Origin of the sequence: Pseudomonas asplenii (assembly GCF_900105475.1) — a bacterium.
Classification (GTDB): Bacteria; Pseudomonadota; Gammaproteobacteria; order Pseudomonadales; family Pseudomonadaceae; genus Aquipseudomonas; species Aquipseudomonas asplenii.
The window spans coordinates 626,135-641,699 of sequence record NZ_LT629777.1; the positions used below are offsets into that span (position 1 = coordinate 626,135).

At 58.1% G+C, this 15,565-nt stretch carries 17 protein-coding genes and 1 tRNA gene; 9 read left to right on the plus strand and 9 right to left on the minus strand.

Annotation, left to right across the window (positions count from 1 at the left end):
* The first annotated feature begins 155 nt into the window (after positions 1 to 155).
* Positions 156 to 1,004: a carboxylating nicotinate-nucleotide diphosphorylase gene (gene nadC / locus BLU37_RS02845; protein ID WP_090202182.1), complete on the plus strand. Its 849-nt coding sequence runs from the start codon at positions 156 to 158 to the stop codon at positions 1,002 to 1,004.
* Positions 1,005 to 1,031: 27 nt separating this feature from the next.
* Here nadC and BLU37_RS02850 read toward each other — a convergent pair whose 3' ends face one another.
* From BLU37_RS02850 to BLU37_RS02860, 3 genes are all read right to left on the minus strand, one after another.
* A complete protein-coding gene (locus BLU37_RS02850; RefSeq protein ID WP_090202183.1) occupies positions 1,032 to 1,529 on the minus strand; it encodes a methylated-DNA--[protein]-cysteine S-methyltransferase in 498 nt (165 codons plus the stop codon).
* Positions 1,526 to 3,022 (minus strand): AlkA N-terminal domain-containing protein, encoded by a 1,497-nt coding sequence (locus tag BLU37_RS02855; RefSeq protein ID WP_090202184.1) that lies wholly within the window; start codon positions 3,020 to 3,022, stop codon positions 1,526 to 1,528. Before BLU37_RS02855 ends, BLU37_RS02850 begins: the two co-directional genes overlap by 4 nt.
* Positions 3,023 to 3,167: 145 nt before the next feature.
* Positions 3,168 to 3,791 (minus strand): glutathione S-transferase family protein, encoded by a 624-nt coding sequence (locus BLU37_RS02860; RefSeq protein ID WP_090202185.1) that lies wholly within the window; start codon positions 3,789 to 3,791, stop codon positions 3,168 to 3,170.
* A gap of 258 nt (positions 3,792 to 4,049) precedes the next feature.
* On the opposite strand from BLU37_RS02860, the gene BLU37_RS02865 reads away from it, so the two are divergent.
* Positions 4,050 to 4,736: a helix-turn-helix transcriptional regulator gene (locus BLU37_RS02865; protein ID WP_331716696.1), complete on the plus strand. Its 687-nt coding sequence runs from the start codon at positions 4,050 to 4,052 to the stop codon at positions 4,734 to 4,736.
* A 122-nt stretch (positions 4,737 to 4,858) separates the two neighbouring features.
* Here the strand turns inward: BLU37_RS02865 and BLU37_RS02870 are convergent.
* From BLU37_RS02870 to BLU37_RS02885, 4 genes are all read right to left on the minus strand, one after another.
* Positions 4,859 to 4,934 (minus strand) — tRNA-Thr (locus BLU37_RS02870).
* 39 nt (positions 4,935 to 4,973) lie between these two features.
* Positions 4,974 to 6,023, minus strand: a complete 1,050-nt coding sequence (locus tag BLU37_RS02875) for an O-antigen ligase family protein (protein WP_172832993.1) — start codon at positions 6,021 to 6,023, stop codon at positions 4,974 to 4,976.
* Positions 6,024 to 6,430: 407 nt separating this feature from the next.
* Positions 6,431 to 8,098, minus strand: a complete 1,668-nt coding sequence (locus tag BLU37_RS02880) for a tetratricopeptide repeat protein (RefSeq protein ID WP_172832994.1) — start codon at positions 8,096 to 8,098, stop codon at positions 6,431 to 6,433.
* 98 nt (positions 8,099 to 8,196) lie between these two features.
* On the minus strand, positions 8,197 to 8,604 hold the full coding sequence (locus BLU37_RS02885) for a pilin (RefSeq protein WP_090202188.1): 408 nt from the start codon (positions 8,602 to 8,604) through the stop codon (positions 8,197 to 8,199).
* A gap of 224 nt (positions 8,605 to 8,828) precedes the next feature.
* Between BLU37_RS02885 and pilB the strand changes: the two genes are divergently transcribed.
* From pilB to yacG, 5 genes are read left to right on the plus strand one after another with little or no spacing between them, the layout of a single operon-like run.
* On the plus strand, positions 8,829 to 10,529 hold the full coding sequence (gene pilB / locus BLU37_RS02890) for a type IV-A pilus assembly ATPase PilB (protein ID WP_090202189.1): 1,701 nt from the start codon (positions 8,829 to 8,831) through the stop codon (positions 10,527 to 10,529).
* Positions 10,530 to 10,532: 3 nt separating this feature from the next.
* Entirely contained in the window at positions 10,533 to 11,750 is a 1,218-nt protein-coding gene (locus tag BLU37_RS02895; RefSeq protein ID WP_090202190.1) for a type II secretion system F family protein, read from the plus strand.
* A 3-nt stretch (positions 11,751 to 11,753) separates the two neighbouring features.
* Positions 11,754 to 12,623 (plus strand): prepilin peptidase, encoded by an 870-nt coding sequence (locus BLU37_RS02900; protein ID WP_090202191.1) that lies wholly within the window; start codon positions 11,754 to 11,756, stop codon positions 12,621 to 12,623.
* Positions 12,623 to 13,246 carry a dephospho-CoA kinase gene (gene coaE / locus BLU37_RS02905; RefSeq protein WP_090202192.1) on the plus strand — a complete coding sequence of 208 codons (624 nt, stop codon included), beginning with the start codon at positions 12,623 to 12,625 and terminating at the stop codon, positions 13,244 to 13,246. Before BLU37_RS02900 ends, coaE begins: the two co-directional genes overlap by 1 nt.
* Positions 13,243 to 13,446: a DNA gyrase inhibitor YacG gene (gene yacG / locus BLU37_RS02910; protein ID WP_090202193.1), complete on the plus strand. Its 204-nt coding sequence runs from the start codon at positions 13,243 to 13,245 to the stop codon at positions 13,444 to 13,446. Before coaE ends, yacG begins: the two co-directional genes overlap by 4 nt.
* A gap of 11 nt (positions 13,447 to 13,457) precedes the next feature.
* On the opposite strand, the gene BLU37_RS02915 is transcribed toward yacG, so the two are convergent.
* The gene (locus BLU37_RS02915; RefSeq protein ID WP_010451878.1) at positions 13,458 to 13,673 is read right to left on the minus strand and encodes a hypothetical protein; all 216 of its coding nucleotides are present in this window, start codon (positions 13,671 to 13,673) and stop codon (positions 13,458 to 13,460) included.
* Positions 13,674 to 13,740: 67 nt separating this feature from the next.
* The gene (locus BLU37_RS02920; protein ID WP_090202194.1) at positions 13,741 to 14,439 is read right to left on the minus strand and encodes an energy-coupling factor ABC transporter permease; all 699 of its coding nucleotides are present in this window, start codon (positions 14,437 to 14,439) and stop codon (positions 13,741 to 13,743) included.
* 119 nt (positions 14,440 to 14,558) lie between these two features.
* On the opposite strand from BLU37_RS02920, the gene BLU37_RS02925 reads away from it, so the two are divergent.
* Together BLU37_RS02925 and BLU37_RS02930 are read left to right on the plus strand one after the other, a co-directional pair.
* Positions 14,559 to 15,188, plus strand: a complete 630-nt coding sequence (locus tag BLU37_RS02925; protein WP_010451875.1) for a DUF1780 domain-containing protein — start codon at positions 14,559 to 14,561, stop codon at positions 15,186 to 15,188.
* Positions 15,189 to 15,358: 170 nt separating this feature from the next.
* Positions 15,359 to 15,532: a DUF3094 family protein gene (locus tag BLU37_RS02930; protein ID WP_090202195.1), complete on the plus strand. Its 174-nt coding sequence runs from the start codon at positions 15,359 to 15,361 to the stop codon at positions 15,530 to 15,532.
* Positions 15,533 to 15,565: the final 33 nt, after the last annotated feature.

The following is a 15,565-nucleotide window of genomic DNA, read 5'->3' on the forward strand; positions in this document are numbered from 1 at the left end:
CGTTTTCACCCTGTCGTTGAGTAGACCGCCGAAGACGTGAAAACGCTCACGGCAAACGACAAAATGCAGGCTCGCCGGCCCAGGTCGATGGACGCGCCTTGGGTTGGCGGGCGCCTGGCCCCTATAATCGGGCGACTTTGTTTGTGGAGCCCGTTATGCCGAATTTACGCCTCGCCGACCTGACCGCCGAAATCGAAGCCAACGTACGCCGTGCGCTGCTCGAAGACATCGGCAGCGGCGACATCACCGCACAACTGATCCCCGCCGAACGGCTGGCCAAAGCCACCATCATCACCCGCGACGAGGCAACCATCGCCGGAACCGCCTGGGTCGATGCGGTGTTCCGCCAGCTCGACCCACGGGTCGCGGTGCACTGGCAGGTCGGCGATGGCGAACGGGTCAGCCCGAACCAGGCACTGTTTCACCTCGAAGGCCCGGCGCGCTCGCTGCTCAGTGGCGAACGCAGTGCGCTGAACTTTCTGCAGATGCTGTCGGGCGTCGCCACCCATGCGCGCTACTACGCCGACCAGGTTGCCGACACCCAGGTCAAACTGCTCGATACCCGCAAGACCTTGCCGGGCCTGCGCCTGGCGCAGAAGTACGCGGTGACCTGCGGCGGCTGTCACAACCATCGCATCGGTCTGTACGACGCCTTCCTGATCAAGGAAAACCACATCGCCGCCTGCGGCGGGATTGCCCAGGCCATCAGCGCGGCGCACAAGATCGCTCCGGGCAAGCCGGTGGAAGTCGAAGTGGAAAGCCTGGACGAGTTGAAGGAAGCGCTGGCGGCCGGCGCCGATATCATCATGCTCGACGAACTGAGCCTGGACGACATGCGCGAAGCCGTGCGCCTGAACGCCGGCAAGGCCAAGCTGGAGGCCAGCGGCGGCATCAATGAACAGACCCTGCGGCCGATCGCCGAGACGGGCGTCGACTACATTTCGATTGGCGCGATGACCAAGGATGTGAAGGCGGTGGACCTGTCGATGCGCTTGAGCCTCTGACCGCCACCGCACCTGCGGGTGCGGCCTTCAGTGCAACTGAAAGTGCCGCGCCTCATGCTCCAGCAACCACTGCTTGGCCACCAGCCCACCACCAAAACCGGTGAGCGTGCCATTGCTGCCGATCACCCGGTGACAAGGCACGATCACCGGCACCGGATTGCGCCCGTTGGCCGCGCCCACCGCCCGTGACGCCTTGGGTCGGTTGATCTGCTGGCTGATCTGCCCATAGCTGGTGACGCCACCATAGGGAATCGTCACCAACGCTTCCCACACCTCACGCTGAAAAACCGTCCCCAGCATGTTGAGTTTGAGATCGAACACCAGGCGCTCACCGGCGAAATACTCCTCCAGTTGCCGCCGCACCGGCGCGAGTTTTTCCGGTGAGTGCAACCAACCGGCCAGCGGCGTCTGGGGCCGGTAATCCAACTCGAAACGTAGCTCGCGCAGACCGTCGTCATCGGCCACCAGCATCATCGGCCCGATGGGCGAAGGGATCACGTCGTAATAGATCGGATGTGTTGTCATTTGCGGCTCCTGCGTATCAATTCCGACGCCACGGCCTGGCGCCACAGGTACATGACCGAGTACGCCCGCCATGGGCGCCAGTCTTCGGCCAGGGCCTCCAGGGCCCGGGTACTCAATGGTGGCCCTTGCGTGACCACTTCCCGACGCAGGATCAGGTCTGCGGCGGGGAACGCATCCGGGTGATTGAGCACCCGCATGGCAATGTAATGGGCGGTCCACTCGCCGATACCCGGCAAAGAGACCCAGTTGCGGACGAAATCCTCCAGACGCTGCTCGGTGCGAAAGTTCACCCGTCCATCGAGCAGAGCCCGGGCGATGCCCTGGATCGTCGCGGTGCGAGCCCGGATAACGCCGATGGCGCCCAGGTCGGCCTCGAGCAGTTGTTCCGGCGTCGGGAACAGTCGGTCCAGTCCGGGCGCGGGTGGTGCTTCAATGACGCTACCAAAACGACTCAACAGGCGCGCGGCCAAGGTGCGTGCCGCGGCAACGCTGACCTGCTGCCCCAACACCGCCCGCACCGCAACCTCGAAACCGTCCCAGCCGCCGGGCAAGCGCTGCCCGGGATAACGCTCGACCAACGGCGCCAGCACGGGGCTCGCGCCCAGGGTGGCGACAATCGCCTGCGGATCGGCATCCAGATCGAACATCCGCCGAATCCGCGTGACCACCGGCAGCATCTGTGCCGGTGGCACATTGAACAACTCCAGCTTCAGCGCATGTGCTTCGCCGGACCAGGGGCTGACGTGCAGCCAACTGGGCGACTCGATGCTGCCGAATACCCGGCGATAGCTGTCCGCCTCGACCACCTCGATACCGGGCAAGGCGCGACCGGCGAGAAAGGCGAGCAGCGCCGTGAAATCGTAGGGCGGCCGATAGCCCAGACGCAGCACCAGAGCATTGCCGGCAGACGTCTTGGGCTTTCGTCGCAACTCCCGGGGCGCGACATGATTGGCCTCGGCAAAGGCCGAATTGAACCGACGCAGACTCTGAAAGCCGGAAGCCAACGCCACCTCGGTGATCGGCAGGGCGGTTTCGGTCAGCAGTTGCTTGGCGAACAGCAGGCGCTGAGTCGCATGCACCGCAATGGGTGAGGCCCCCAGGTGCTGGACAAACAGCCGGCGCAACTGCCGCCCACCGACGTCCAGTCGCGCGGCCAGTTCGTCCAGCGAGTGCTCGGCAAGAAAACCCTCATGGATCAGCTTCAGCGCCCGGGCGACCCGATGTTCGCCGTGCAGCCAGACACTATTACCCGGCGCCAGCTCCGGGCGGCAGCGCAGGCAAGGCCTGAAACCCAATGCCTCAGCGGCCGCGGCACTGGGGTAATACTGCACGTTCTCGACCTTGGGCGGCCGCGCCGGACAGACCGGCCGGCAATAGATCCGGGTACTGAGTACAGCGGTGAAGAACACCCCATCGAACCGCGCATCGCGGCTCAGACGAGCCTTCTCGCAGATATCGGCGGTGGGAAAGGGTGCAGTGATTGTCCTGTTCATGGGCGCAGGTTAGCACCGGGCATGGGGGCGTACTCGCCATTTTCGGACAGCAATGTCCAGAGTTGTCGCACGTCCTCCTCATGGCTCATCGAGCGGCTCAGGCATGAATCCCTTGCTGTGATCGACTCCCCCGGACACCTTGAACTTAAAGAGCTCCTGCTTCCGTCTGCTTCCAGGAATCAAGCGCCTGGACTCGCCTAAACCACTGCTGGAGGTTTGGCAGATCCGTTACAGGGAATTTGCTGCGGTGCTGGTCAGCGAGTGGTGCGGCGATAGCAAAATCGGCGAGCGAAAGACCGGTGTCGCAAATCCATTCCCGATTACCCAGATGCGCATCAAGAATTCTCGCGGCCTCAGTCATAAGCTGTTCTCCGTGAGCAACTTCAATGGGGTCGGGCGAACCCATTCCAGCCAAAGACTTGATCGAGTTCTCCCAATTAAGAATACTGGCGCCCGGCATGAAGTACTGCCCACACCAGAAAAGCCAGCGGTTAACGTCCGCACGGCCACGGGGATCGACAGGGCAAATGGTTTGGCCTGGGGTCATATCCGCCAAGTACTGCATGATGGCGTAAGACTCCCAAAGAGCAAATCCATCATGTTCGAGAACTGGAACCTGATGATTCGGGTTAAGTTTCAAAAACTCTGGAGAGTTCTGCTCCCCCTTGAACAGGTTCACCAACACGAGATCGACTTTGATTTCGAGGTGTTGTACGACCATCAGCACCCGTCGGCTGCAAGTTGATACGAGGTGGTAGTGAAGACGCATGGTTTCCTGCTCCTTGTCTAGTGATCAACGCAGCCATTATTGCCCTGCACACTGACAGAAAGTGTCAGTAGTGATGCGATGCGTGCTTGCTGTCCGCTCCTGTCAGCCGGCGCTATCAGCATGATCCATGGGGCTGCAGTCCTGCCCATGGGTTGAGGGCAAACAGCTCTTTGACTTACCGCCCAATGATGGCAGGATCTCGTTGAGATCCACTCCTCAACAAAGCCACTCATGTCTCGCACAGAACGATTATTTGACTTGATTCAGACCCTGCGAAGCCATCGGTTTCCAGTGACTGGCAATCATTTGGCCAAAGAACTGGGGATAAGCGTTCGTACGCTTTACAGAGATATCGCAACACTTCAGGGACAAGGTGCCAATATTGAAGGAGAGCCAGGACTTGGTTACGTATTGCGCCCTGGCTTCATGCTCCCGCCATTAATGTTTACCGAAGAGGAAATAGAGGCCCTTGTCTTGGGTTCTCGCTGGGTGTCCGAGCGGGCCGACCTTCAACTAAGTAGAGCCGCAAAGGTAGCCTTGTCAAAAATAGCTTCTGTATTACCCCAAGACCTGCGAACCGAACTGGATGCCAGCTCATTGATGGTTGGCACAGTCGCTCAAACAGAAACAGAGGCCATCGATCTGTCGCAGATTCGCCGAGCCATTCGAATCGAGCACAAGGTACAGATCAAGTACCTGGATCTGAAGGGAGCCCGTTCAGAGAGAACGATCTGGCCCGTTGCGCTGGGCTATTTTGACCAGGTTCGGATGCTTGCCGGGTGGTGCGAACTACGGCAAGAGTTCCGTCATTTCAGGACGGATCGCATATCGGCCTTGAGAGTAGAGCCCGAGCGCTACCCTCGTCGGAAGCAGATCTTGCTTAAAGAATGGCGTGAGGTGGACATTCTTCAGCGCATTCAGCGAGCGCGGCAGCCTTTGTCTTAGCGTGCTTGGCGCGGTCCTGGGGTCTACGCATACAGGCAGTGAAACGGCCGACTTTTACGAGCACAGTACAGGCCCACCCCAAAAACAAAAAAGGCCTGCATCACTGCAAGCCTTGATTGTTCTGGTGCCGGAGATAGGAATCGAACCTACGACCTTCGCGTTACGAGTGCGCTGCTCTACCGACTGAGCTACACCGGCGTGGCGCTAACGCTAGCACCAGGCGACGAGCGGAGCAAGCTACTCAGGCTTGATCGCGATGACACCCTGGGCCCAGAAGCGCGGTTGGAAGTGGCCGCCGTATTGCTGCTGATAGAGCTTGTTGCGCTCGTCCAGGTGCGGCACGTCGCGGATCACCACGTAGACCAGGAACAGCACGGCGGCGGTACTGATGCCCATCCAGGACCAGTGGATGAAGGCATTGGGTTTGGCGGGTTCACTTTTCCAGACATGAATGCCCATCAGCCATCCGACCACCAGGGACAGCCACAACTGGGAGTACGGCATGACAATCACCCCATCGACCATTGATTGGGTCAGGGCGCCGATCAGGCTGGCGAACAGGCAGACTCGCAGCAGGTCGACCGGGTCGTTGGAGTCGGCGCGCTCGCGGACCAGGCGGAAAGTGGCCCAGAGTCCGCGGCCGACCAGCCACATCACCAGCAGGGTGGAAGGGATACCCCACTCGCAGGCCCATTGCAGAATGGCCTGGTGCGGGTGGGCGGCGATGGGGTTGTGGATATCGGCGAAATGCATGGGGCCGAAGCCGAGCCAGGGACGTTCGCGGATCATGTCCCAGGCTTGTTGCCAGATCACGTCACGGGCAGAGAGCGAGGTGGTCAATCGATCGCCGGCGAAGTTCACTACCGTAAGGCCGAGATGATCAGCCAAGACACCAAATACAAACCAGAACAGCAACAGGCCAGTTGCAGCTGCCGGTAATTGCCATGAGAACCAACGTCTACCGCTGCGCCCGCAAATGACCATCAGGCATCCGGCGACGCCCATACCGAGCCAGGTGCCACGCGTACCACCCGAGATCGCGACCATCCACCAGATAGCCAGCAGCACGAATACCCAGAGCCGGGTGGTGCGTTTACTCGCCAACAGTAATGGAAGGGACAGCAGCGGCAGGGTAAAGGTCTGGAACTGGCCGTAGAAGCGCTTGTTCGAGAAGCCTCTCAGGAACGTATCGGCGTCCAGCGTGCCGACACCCGAGGAAAGCGAATGAAACGCCAAAGTCAGGAAGTCGAAACTTTTGAAGGCGCAGATGAACACGATGAAGAGCATCAGCACCCGATCGAGAGAAACGTCATCTGACCGGCGCGTATGGGCGATGGCTCCGGCACAGAGACCACCTGCCGTGATCAGAGCCACTTCCGCGAAAGCCCAAAGCGGTTGGTGCGAGCGCAGAGAAGAAATGGCACCTATTACCAGAATCGATCCACAGCCCAGAACAACAGGCTGATCAACCAAGCTTGGTGAATAGGGTCTCCGCCAGCACAGGAGAAAGACAAGCGCGGTACCGGCAACAATGATCTGCCCGAGGCGCTGAACCGTATGCTCACCAAAACCGCGCCCGAGCACCATCATGCCCAAGAGGAACAGGGCGAATAACAACCAGATTCTTGTTCGTGGAGTTTGGGAGATATCCATCAACGTGTCGAAACGTCCATTTCAAACAGACTCTCGAAAGCTCAAGCTTTTGGAGCCAGCATCAATGGTGCCTTGGGGTAAGCGCGTGAGCAAGCTAGTTGGTTTCCCTTACCGCACCCAAGCTCAAGGTAGCGCTGTGACTCCTCGGTTTGTCCAAGCGCCTTGAATGCGTCGGCCATGCCTACGTATGGTCTTGCATAGCTGGGCCTGAGATTTATGGCATGTTCGAATTCCACTTTAGCATCTTCCGGCTTTCCACGAAGCAGAAGAATTTTTCCGCGTTGGTAATATGCATACTCGTAGGATGGCTTCAACTCCAGAGCCTTTTCAATATTTTTCGAGGCAGCATCAATATATCCGGCATCCAGATAGCTGACCCCCAGATTATAGTAAACCCGATAACCACCAAAGAGACCTGGCTTATCGCCCTGCGCCTCATAATATTGAACAGCTTCATCCCAAACAAGAACTGGCATGGACATAGCTAACAGCCGATCATAGGAAAGCCCAAAAAAATAAACTAAAAAAACAGGTACCAGAGTAACTATGTAAATCTTCTTCAACCGCCGAAGCCCTAGCGCCAAGGCAAAAAACAAACCTGGAGCCCACAGATAACTACGATATAAAACAAATGGTTCCTGCAAACGGACCGAAGCCAGCTCCGTAGCAAACATTACCCATGGAAATAATAAGGCGAAACCCAGCCCTCCCTTGTTTGCTCCACGCAGCAGCAATACGAACGCTGCCGCCCCATAGGAAATAAACGCCACCAAACCAGCCCAGGCCCACCAGGTACTGTAACTTAGAGGAAATGGAACACGAAGATCCAAGCCCAGAGCATTATCTCGAGGAAGAATAAACACTGCCAGATACTTGAAAAACAACCCCATCTGGTTCAACACACTCAACACATAGAGGGAACCATCCGGCTGAAAGACCTCATCACTGAGTACTTCCTCACTCTTGATTTCATAAGCACTTCCAATCATGCCCCTTGCCCAAAGCACAACAGATAGCGCCATGACGCCCTGGAGTAAAAGAACTACAAAAATCTCTCGAGAGCCAGATGAAATGGAAAGCTGGCTACGTCGATGTAGAACCCATAGAAGGAAGCATAAAGCAGGCAACATCACCGCATGCTCTTTTGCATACAAGGATAAAAATACAAAAAAGCAGGATCCCCAAAGAGCCCAACGTCTACCACAGAGCCCCTGCCAAAACATCCATAACCCAAGCACTCCCAAAAGAGTGGCACATATAATCGTACGCTGTATGAGATATCCCTGGGTCAAAATGGCCAGCGGATGTATAGCAAACAAAAATGCCGAAATAAATGCGGCGAAATCTACATTCAAAAATAAAGAATCTCGTGCATCCAAACTACCGAGTAAATTTCGTATAAAACCAAAAATCACCAGAGCGGTGCAAAAATGAAGAAACAAGTTACCTAACCTAAGCCAAACAATCTTATCACTAAAATAGACTATATTGGCAGCCATGGAGTCATACACCCATAACCGCGGAGTCAGGCTAAACCCACTGGATAGCAATGCGGCAGGCCCGCCCTCTCTGAAGAACGGCTCATCGTCAAAAATCAAGGGATTATTCAAAAAAGAATAACAAAGCAATAACAAAAAAATGGCAACCAAAACAGCAAACAACAAATAAATATTTCGACGCAAAGTCATACTCAACTGAAATTCAAACATCAAATAGCTCACCTCCAAAAAAACCGGTACCCCACAAGAGAATACCGGCATTGAACCTTATAAAGCCTAAGTCTCAGTATCCAAAGCCAGTTCCATCACTACTTACAGGCGTTCGCTGCAAGACAGGTACCAGTCTGCGTCCAGGTAGTAATACCACCATTGCTAACAGGTGTAAGTACCGATGTAAGGCTACCGGTAGCAGTAGTACCGATCAAAGTGATTGTACCACCAGCCACACTAGAACCAGTTGGGTTAAAGCTTGCAGTCGCTGTAGTTGGCAACACGGGAATCCCATTAGAACCTGCCGAGCAGTTGGTGGTATTACCGATGTCATTAAGGCAAAGTGCCACTGCAGTCTTATATGCATCAGCCATTGTGTTTATTTCAGCGAACCTGGCTCTCTGCGTGTAGTTGTTATACGCAGGCAACGCAATCGCCGCCAAAATACCGATGATCGCCACAACGATCATCAGTTCGATCAAGGTGAAACCCTTTTGAGCATTCATATTTCGTCTCCAGACGTGAAAAGGCCGTATGGCTCATGTACTCCAAAGCACGCCCCGTGCCATGCCTCATCGGATTGCCCCACGCCTGCGACAGGGCCCTCGCTTCGCCTGAACGCTGCTCCAGAACAACAAAACCTGACATTTTTTGTCACCTAGCACTCCCCGATTTGGCACCACCGCCCGACTACGCTATAAAACTCGCAATGTCTGTATCTGGTGCCTCAATGAACGATATCGCCCTCTCCGGTCTGGCCAAGCAATTGGTGGCGGCCGAGCTGATTACCGACAAGAACGCTCAGCAGGCGTATCAGCAAGCCCAACGCAATCGGATGTCCCTGGTCAGCTACCTGGTCCAGAACAAGCTGGTGAAGAGCCGCGAAGTCGCGGAGATTGCCTCCGAGCATTTTGGTGTCGCCCTGCTCGACCTGAGTTGCCTCGACAAGGAAAGCCAGCCCAAGGGCCTGGTCAGTGAAAAACTGATCCGCCAACACCATGTCCTGCCTCTATGGCGGCGCGGCAACAAGTTGTTCGTCGGCATCTCCGATCCGAGCAACCATCAGGCGATCACCGATATCCAGTTCAGCACCGGCCTCAACACCGAGGCGATTCTGGTCGAGGATGACAAGCTTACCGACGCCATCGACAAGTTCTTCGACAGTAACGCCACTGGCCTTGAAGACATGGCCGATGTCGATCTCGAAGGCCTGGACATCGAATCGATCGATGACAAGAAAAACGATCCCATCGCCGGCCAGGATGCCGACGACGCCCCCGTAGTGCGCTTCGTCAACAAAATGCTGCTGGATGCGATCAAGGGCGGTTCTTCCGACCTGCACTTCGAACCTTATGAGAAAATCTACCGTGTGCGCCTGCGTACCGACGGCATGCTCAGGGAAGTCGCCCGGCCGCCGATTCACCTGGCCAGCCGAATCGCCGCACGCCTGAAGGTCATGGCCAGCCTGGATATTTCCGAGCGCCGCAAACCCCAGGACGGTCGGATCAAGATGCGTATCTCGAAGAACAAGGCCATCGACTTCCGGGTCAACACCCTGCCGACCCTGTGGGGCGAAAAGATCGTGATGCGGATCCTCGATCCGTCCAGTGCCCAGATGGGCATCGATGCCCTGGGTTATGAGCCGGATCAGAAAGACCTGTACATGGCCGCGCTGAAGCAGCCACAGGGCATGATTCTGGTGACCGGTCCCACCGGGTCGGGTAAAACCGTTTCGCTCTATACCGGCCTGAATATCCTCAACACCGTGGATATCAATATCTCCACTGCCGAAGACCCGGTGGAGATCAACATGGAAGGCATCAACCAGGTCAACGTCAACCCGAAACAAGGGCTGGACTTCGCCCAGGCGCTGCGCTCATTCCTGCGCCAGGACCCGGATGTGATCATGGTCGGCGAGATCCGCGACCTGGAAACCGCCGAAATCGCGATCAAGGCGGCCCAGACCGGCCACATGGTGCTGTCGACCCTGCACACCAACAGCGCGGCGGAAACCCTGACCCGTCTGCAGAACATGGGCATTCCCGGCTTCAACATCGCCACCTCGGTCAGCCTGATCATTGCCCAGCGCCTGGCCCGCAAACTGTGCCCGCACTGCAAGAAGGAAATCGACATTCCCCAGGAGACGCTACTGAAGGAAGGCTTCCCAGCGGATCAGATCGGTACATTCAAGGTCTACGAACCTGTAGGCTGCGATCAGTGCAACGGCGGCTACAAGGGCCGCGTGGGGATTTATGAAGTGGTGAAGAACACCCAGGAACTGCAACGGCTGATCATGGCTGAAGGCAACTCGATCGAGATCGCCGATCAGATGCGCAAGGAAGGCTTCAACGACCTGCGCACCTCGGGCTTGCGCAAGGCCATGCAGGGGCTGACCAGCCTGGAAGAAGTCAACCGGGTGACCAAGGACTGATTCATGGCGACGAAAGCAGTAAAAATCAGCACCTACGCCTGGGAAGGAACCGACAAGAAAGGGACCAAGGTTTCCGGCGAACTCACCGGCCACAATCCGGCCCTGATCAAGGCGCAGTTGCGCAAGCAGGGGATCAATCCGGGCCGGGTTCGCAAGAAAGGCACCTCGCTGTTCAGTAAAGGCAAACGCATCAAGCCTCTGGACATCGCCCTGTTCACCCGCCAGATGGCCACCATGATGAAGGCCGGGGTACCGCTGCTGCAGTCCTTCGACATCATTGCCGAGGGTTTCGACAACCCGAACATGCGCAAGCTGGTGGACGATATCAAGCAGGAGGTCGCGGCAGGTAACAGCTTCGCGACCTCTCTGCGCAAGAAGCCGGAGTACTTCGATGACCTGTATTGCAACCTCGTCGACGCTGGCGAACAGGCCGGCGCCCTGGAAAGCCTGCTTTCGCGGGTAGCGACCTACAAGGAAAAAACCGAAGCGCTCAAGGCCAAGATCAAAAAGGCCATGAACTACCCGATCGCGGTCGTCCTGGTAGCGATCATTGTTTCCGCGATCCTGCTGATCAAGGTGGTGCCACAGTTCCAGGCGATCTTCGCCGGCTTCGGCGCGGAACTGCCGGCCTTCACGCTGATGGTGATCGGTCTGTCGCAGATACTGCAGGACTGGTGGTGGGCAGTGGCGATTGGCCTGGGAGGCGGTATCTATGCGCTGATACGCGCACACAAGACCTCCGAACGCTTTCGCAACTGGATGGATCGAGCGCTTCTGAAGTTCCCGATTGTCGGTCCGATACTCTACAAGTCTGCCGTTGCACGCTTCGCCCGTACCTTGTCGACCACCTTCGCAGCGGGCGTGCCACTGGTCGAAGCCCTGGACTCGGTCTCGGGCGCCACCGGCAACGTGGTGTTCAGGAATGCGGTAAACCGCGTCAAGCAGGACGTTTCCACCGGCATGCAGTTGAATTTTTCCATGCGCACCACCGGTGTTTTCCCCAGTATGGCGCTGCAGATGACGGCCATCGGTGAAGAGTCCGGCGCCCTTGACGACATGCTCGACAAGGTCGCGAGTTACTATGAAACCGAAGTCGACAACAGCGTCGACAGCCTTACCAGCCTGATGGAACCCATTATCATGGCCGTACTGGGCGTCATCGTCGGCGGCCTGGTGATCGCCATGTACCTGCCCATCTTCAAGCTTGGCCAAGTGGTCTAACCGATGCCCCTACCCGATTTCCTGGCCAGCTACCCGCTGGCCTTTGTTTTTTGCGCACTCATTCTCGGCCTGATCGTCGGCAGCTTTATCAACGTCGTCGTCTGGCGACTGCCGAAAATGCTCGAGCGCGACTGGCGCGCCCAGGCACACGATGTACTCGGCCTGCCGCCCCCCGCCCACACCTCGGCCTATAACCTGTTGCTGCCGCATTCGCATTGTCCGCACTGCAACCATCGCATCCGAGCCTGGGAAAACCTGCCACTGCTCAGTTACGCCCTGCTACGCGGCAGATGCTCAAGCTGCAAGGCCCCGATCAGCAAGCGCTACCCGCTGACCGAACTGGCCTGCGGCCTGCTCTCGGCATTTATCGCCTGGCACTTCGGCTTCGGCTGGCCTGCCGGCTTGATGCTGGTGCTGACCTCGGGGCTGCTGGCCATGAGCCTGATCGATGCCGACCACCAGATACTCCCCGACGTCCTGGTACTGCCCCTGCTCTGGCTGGGCCTGATCGCCAACCACTTCGCGATGTTCACCTCGCTGAACGATGCACTGTGGGGCGCCGTCGCCGGTTATCTGAGCCTGTGGTCGGTGTATTGGGTATTCAAGCTGTTGACCGGCAAGGAAGGCATGGGCCATGGCGACTTCAAGCTGCTGGCGATGCTCGGCGCCTGGGGCGGCTGGCAAATACTGCCGCTGACCATCCTGCTGTCGTCACTGGTAGGCGCGATACTCGGGCTGATTCTGCTGCGCCTGCGTAACGCCCAGACCTCGACGCCGATCCCCTTTGGCCCTTATCTGGCGATTGCCGGCTGGATTGCATTGCTCTGGGGTGGTCAAATAACCGCCTCCTATCTGCAATTTGCCGGCTTCTAATGACCACACCCGTTGCAAAACCCTGGATTCTCGGCCTGACCGGCGGCATCGGCAGTGGCAAGAGCGCTGCCGCCCAGCACTTCATCGACCTGGGTATTCACGCCGTGGATGCCGACCACGCCGCCCGCTGGGTGGTGGAACCCGGTCGTCCGGCGTTGCAGAAGATTGCCGAACACTTTGGCCCAGGCGTACTGCAGGCTGACGGTCAGCTTGATCGGACCGCCCTGCGCAAGCTGATTTTCGAGGATGCCGGGCAACGGCGCTGGCTGGAAGCACTGCTGCACCCATTGATAGCTGCAGAGATTGCCAGCCACCTGGCCAGGGCACAGTCGCCCTACGCGATTCTGGTTTCACCACTGCTGATAGAATCCGGCCAGTACGCCACGACCCAGCGCGTGCTGGTCATCGACGCGCCGCAGGCGCTGCAGATGCAGCGCACCCTGCAACGAGACCAGACCAGCGAAGAACAGGTGCAAGCCATCCTCAAGGCTCAGGCCAGTCGCGAGGAACGCCTGAAACATGCCGATGATGTGCTGGTCAACGATCGCGACCTCGCCTGGCTGCACAGCGAAGTCGAGCGCCTGCACACCTTTTACCTGACTTTACCTGGAGGCCGAACATGAGCCAGTCCCTGACCGTCGAATGCCCAACCTGCGGAGCCCCCGTGGAATGGAAAGCGACCAATACCCACCGACCATTCTGCTCCGATCGCTGCAAGCTGATCGACCTGGGCGCGTGGGCGGCGGAAGAGCACAAGATCCCTGTCAGCCCGGATGCCGAGGAAGAGCTGTTTTCCGAAGAACTGTCACCGCGCACTCATTGAGCCAGCACTGATCAGGGTCGCATGAAGCTGTAGTCCTGATCGTCATCGAGGTTTTCGGCGAGAAACTGCAACTCGTCGGCCAGATCCTCGGCACTGCGCAACGCCTTGCTCTGCTGCACCACCGCACTGAGCAGGGCCCGCAGCCCCAGCCCCGGTTCGAATCCCACGGCCTGTGCGGCATCCAGACTGGCCTGCACTTCCTGACGCGCCCATTCGTACACACTCATCACTGCGCCTCTCCCCGGGTGTTTTCCCCAGCATGAGCGCCCTGCGCATCGAGTTATTTGATGCAGATCAACGGGAGTTCCCGGGCGGATCGTTGTCCTTCCAGGGCGCTGACAGGTAACGCGTACGGTTGAAGGTTTCCAGCCATTCGGGGCAGAACACCACCAGCGCACTGATCACCGTGCCATTGATGAAAGCTTCGGGGAAGATGATCAACCAGAGGTAACCGACAAAGTCCTCCAGCCATTCCGGCATCGCGAAAATTCCGTCAAACCACAGCAAGGCCAGGCTCGCCAACAAGCAGAGCAACGCCGCCAGGGCCGCAGCGAAAAACCCCGAACAGAAGATGTAGACGAAGGGATTGCGCGGCTGGGCGCGCTCTACCCGCCTCGCACAGACCTCGGTGACCAGCACCGGCAACAGGATCAGCAACGTGCCGTTGACACCCAGAGCCGCCAGGTCTTGTCGTCCCAATAGCACCAGCCCGAGCTGCGCCACCAAGGCGCCGACGATCGCCAGCGGCCAATCGAGCAACAGGGTGACCGCAGTAAGACCGATGAAGTGATAGGACACGCCACTGTCGAAATCGCGGCGCAACAACCAGAGCAGGAACAAGGCGAACACGGTGCCGAACAACAGATGTTGGCGCCGGCTGTCGGTGAACAACTCGACCCAGGGCGAACGCCAGATCGCCCACAGCACCACGGGCAGATAGATCAGCCAGCCGATGATCAGGCTGCCGGGTGACAGCAATTGCGCACCGATCATGAGCACCGAACTCCTTGTCCGCGTAGGGCCTACAGTCTACACCGGGCAATACGGCGCCGGCCCGGATAAAGTCCACAGGCCACTTCCTGCTGTCACGATTTCAACGCTAAGCTTGGGCCATGGACGACTCAGACTTCTTACGCTTGCTGACCATCCAGGCCGAGCAAGCCAACATGTTTCTTTCCAATGCCCGCAAATGGGAGCGTGAGCGTTGGGTCTGCCAACGCCTGCTGCAAGGACTGAACGTGCCGTACCGTCACGAGGACTTCCACCCAGCAGGCCAGGAGCCCCCGGACGTACTGTTTCGCGATGCCTGCTTCGAGGTGTTTTTCGTCCTCGATGAAGGCCGCCGCCTCAACGACGAATGGCGTGAGGAACTGCAACGCCGGCGCAGCGCGTTTTCCCTGAGCCAACTGGTACGCCGCGAGGCCAAGCCCAGGCGTATTCCCGCCTCGGAGTTGCTGCTGCGCCTGGCGCCGACCCTGCGCAAGAAAGCCCATAACTACAAGGAACGCGGCCTGGACCTGGGCGAGTTGGACATCATTGCCTTCGCCAGCCTCAAGCGCGAGGTGCTGGATCTCAACAGCCACTTCCCGCCGCCCACCGAATACCTGCGCCAGGGGTGGCGCTCGTTATCCCTGGTCGGGCCGACCTTCGCCCGGGTACTGTTCGCCCACCCGGATGCCCCCGACTTCCTGCGCGGCAACCTGGGACGCAGCATCGTTTTCGATGTGGGCATCAGCCTGTAGTTTCCTGAAGCAATGGCCGCTCGGATGATACAAAGCGTTATCATTGAGCCGAAACGTCGACCTCGGGTACGACGAACACGCCCGGCAGGTGGCTATGCTCCAGTAACGCCATGGGAGTCTGCATGTAGCGTTTACACATTCGGTAACGTCTATCTGAGGAGAGCTTCTTTATGAGCAGCCGCCTGAACCCGGAAGACCAGAAGCATGTCGAAGAGTACCTGCAACTATCCCAACACCAGGTCGAGCGCCGGCCCTTTCGGCCGTGGATGCTCCTGGTGGTGGTGCTCATCGCGGTGATCGGCCTGGGTCTGCTGAGCCGCCTCCTGAGTTATCTGGTGCTATGAGCTGCCTTGCGCTCGCCCGGATAACGCAGGCAC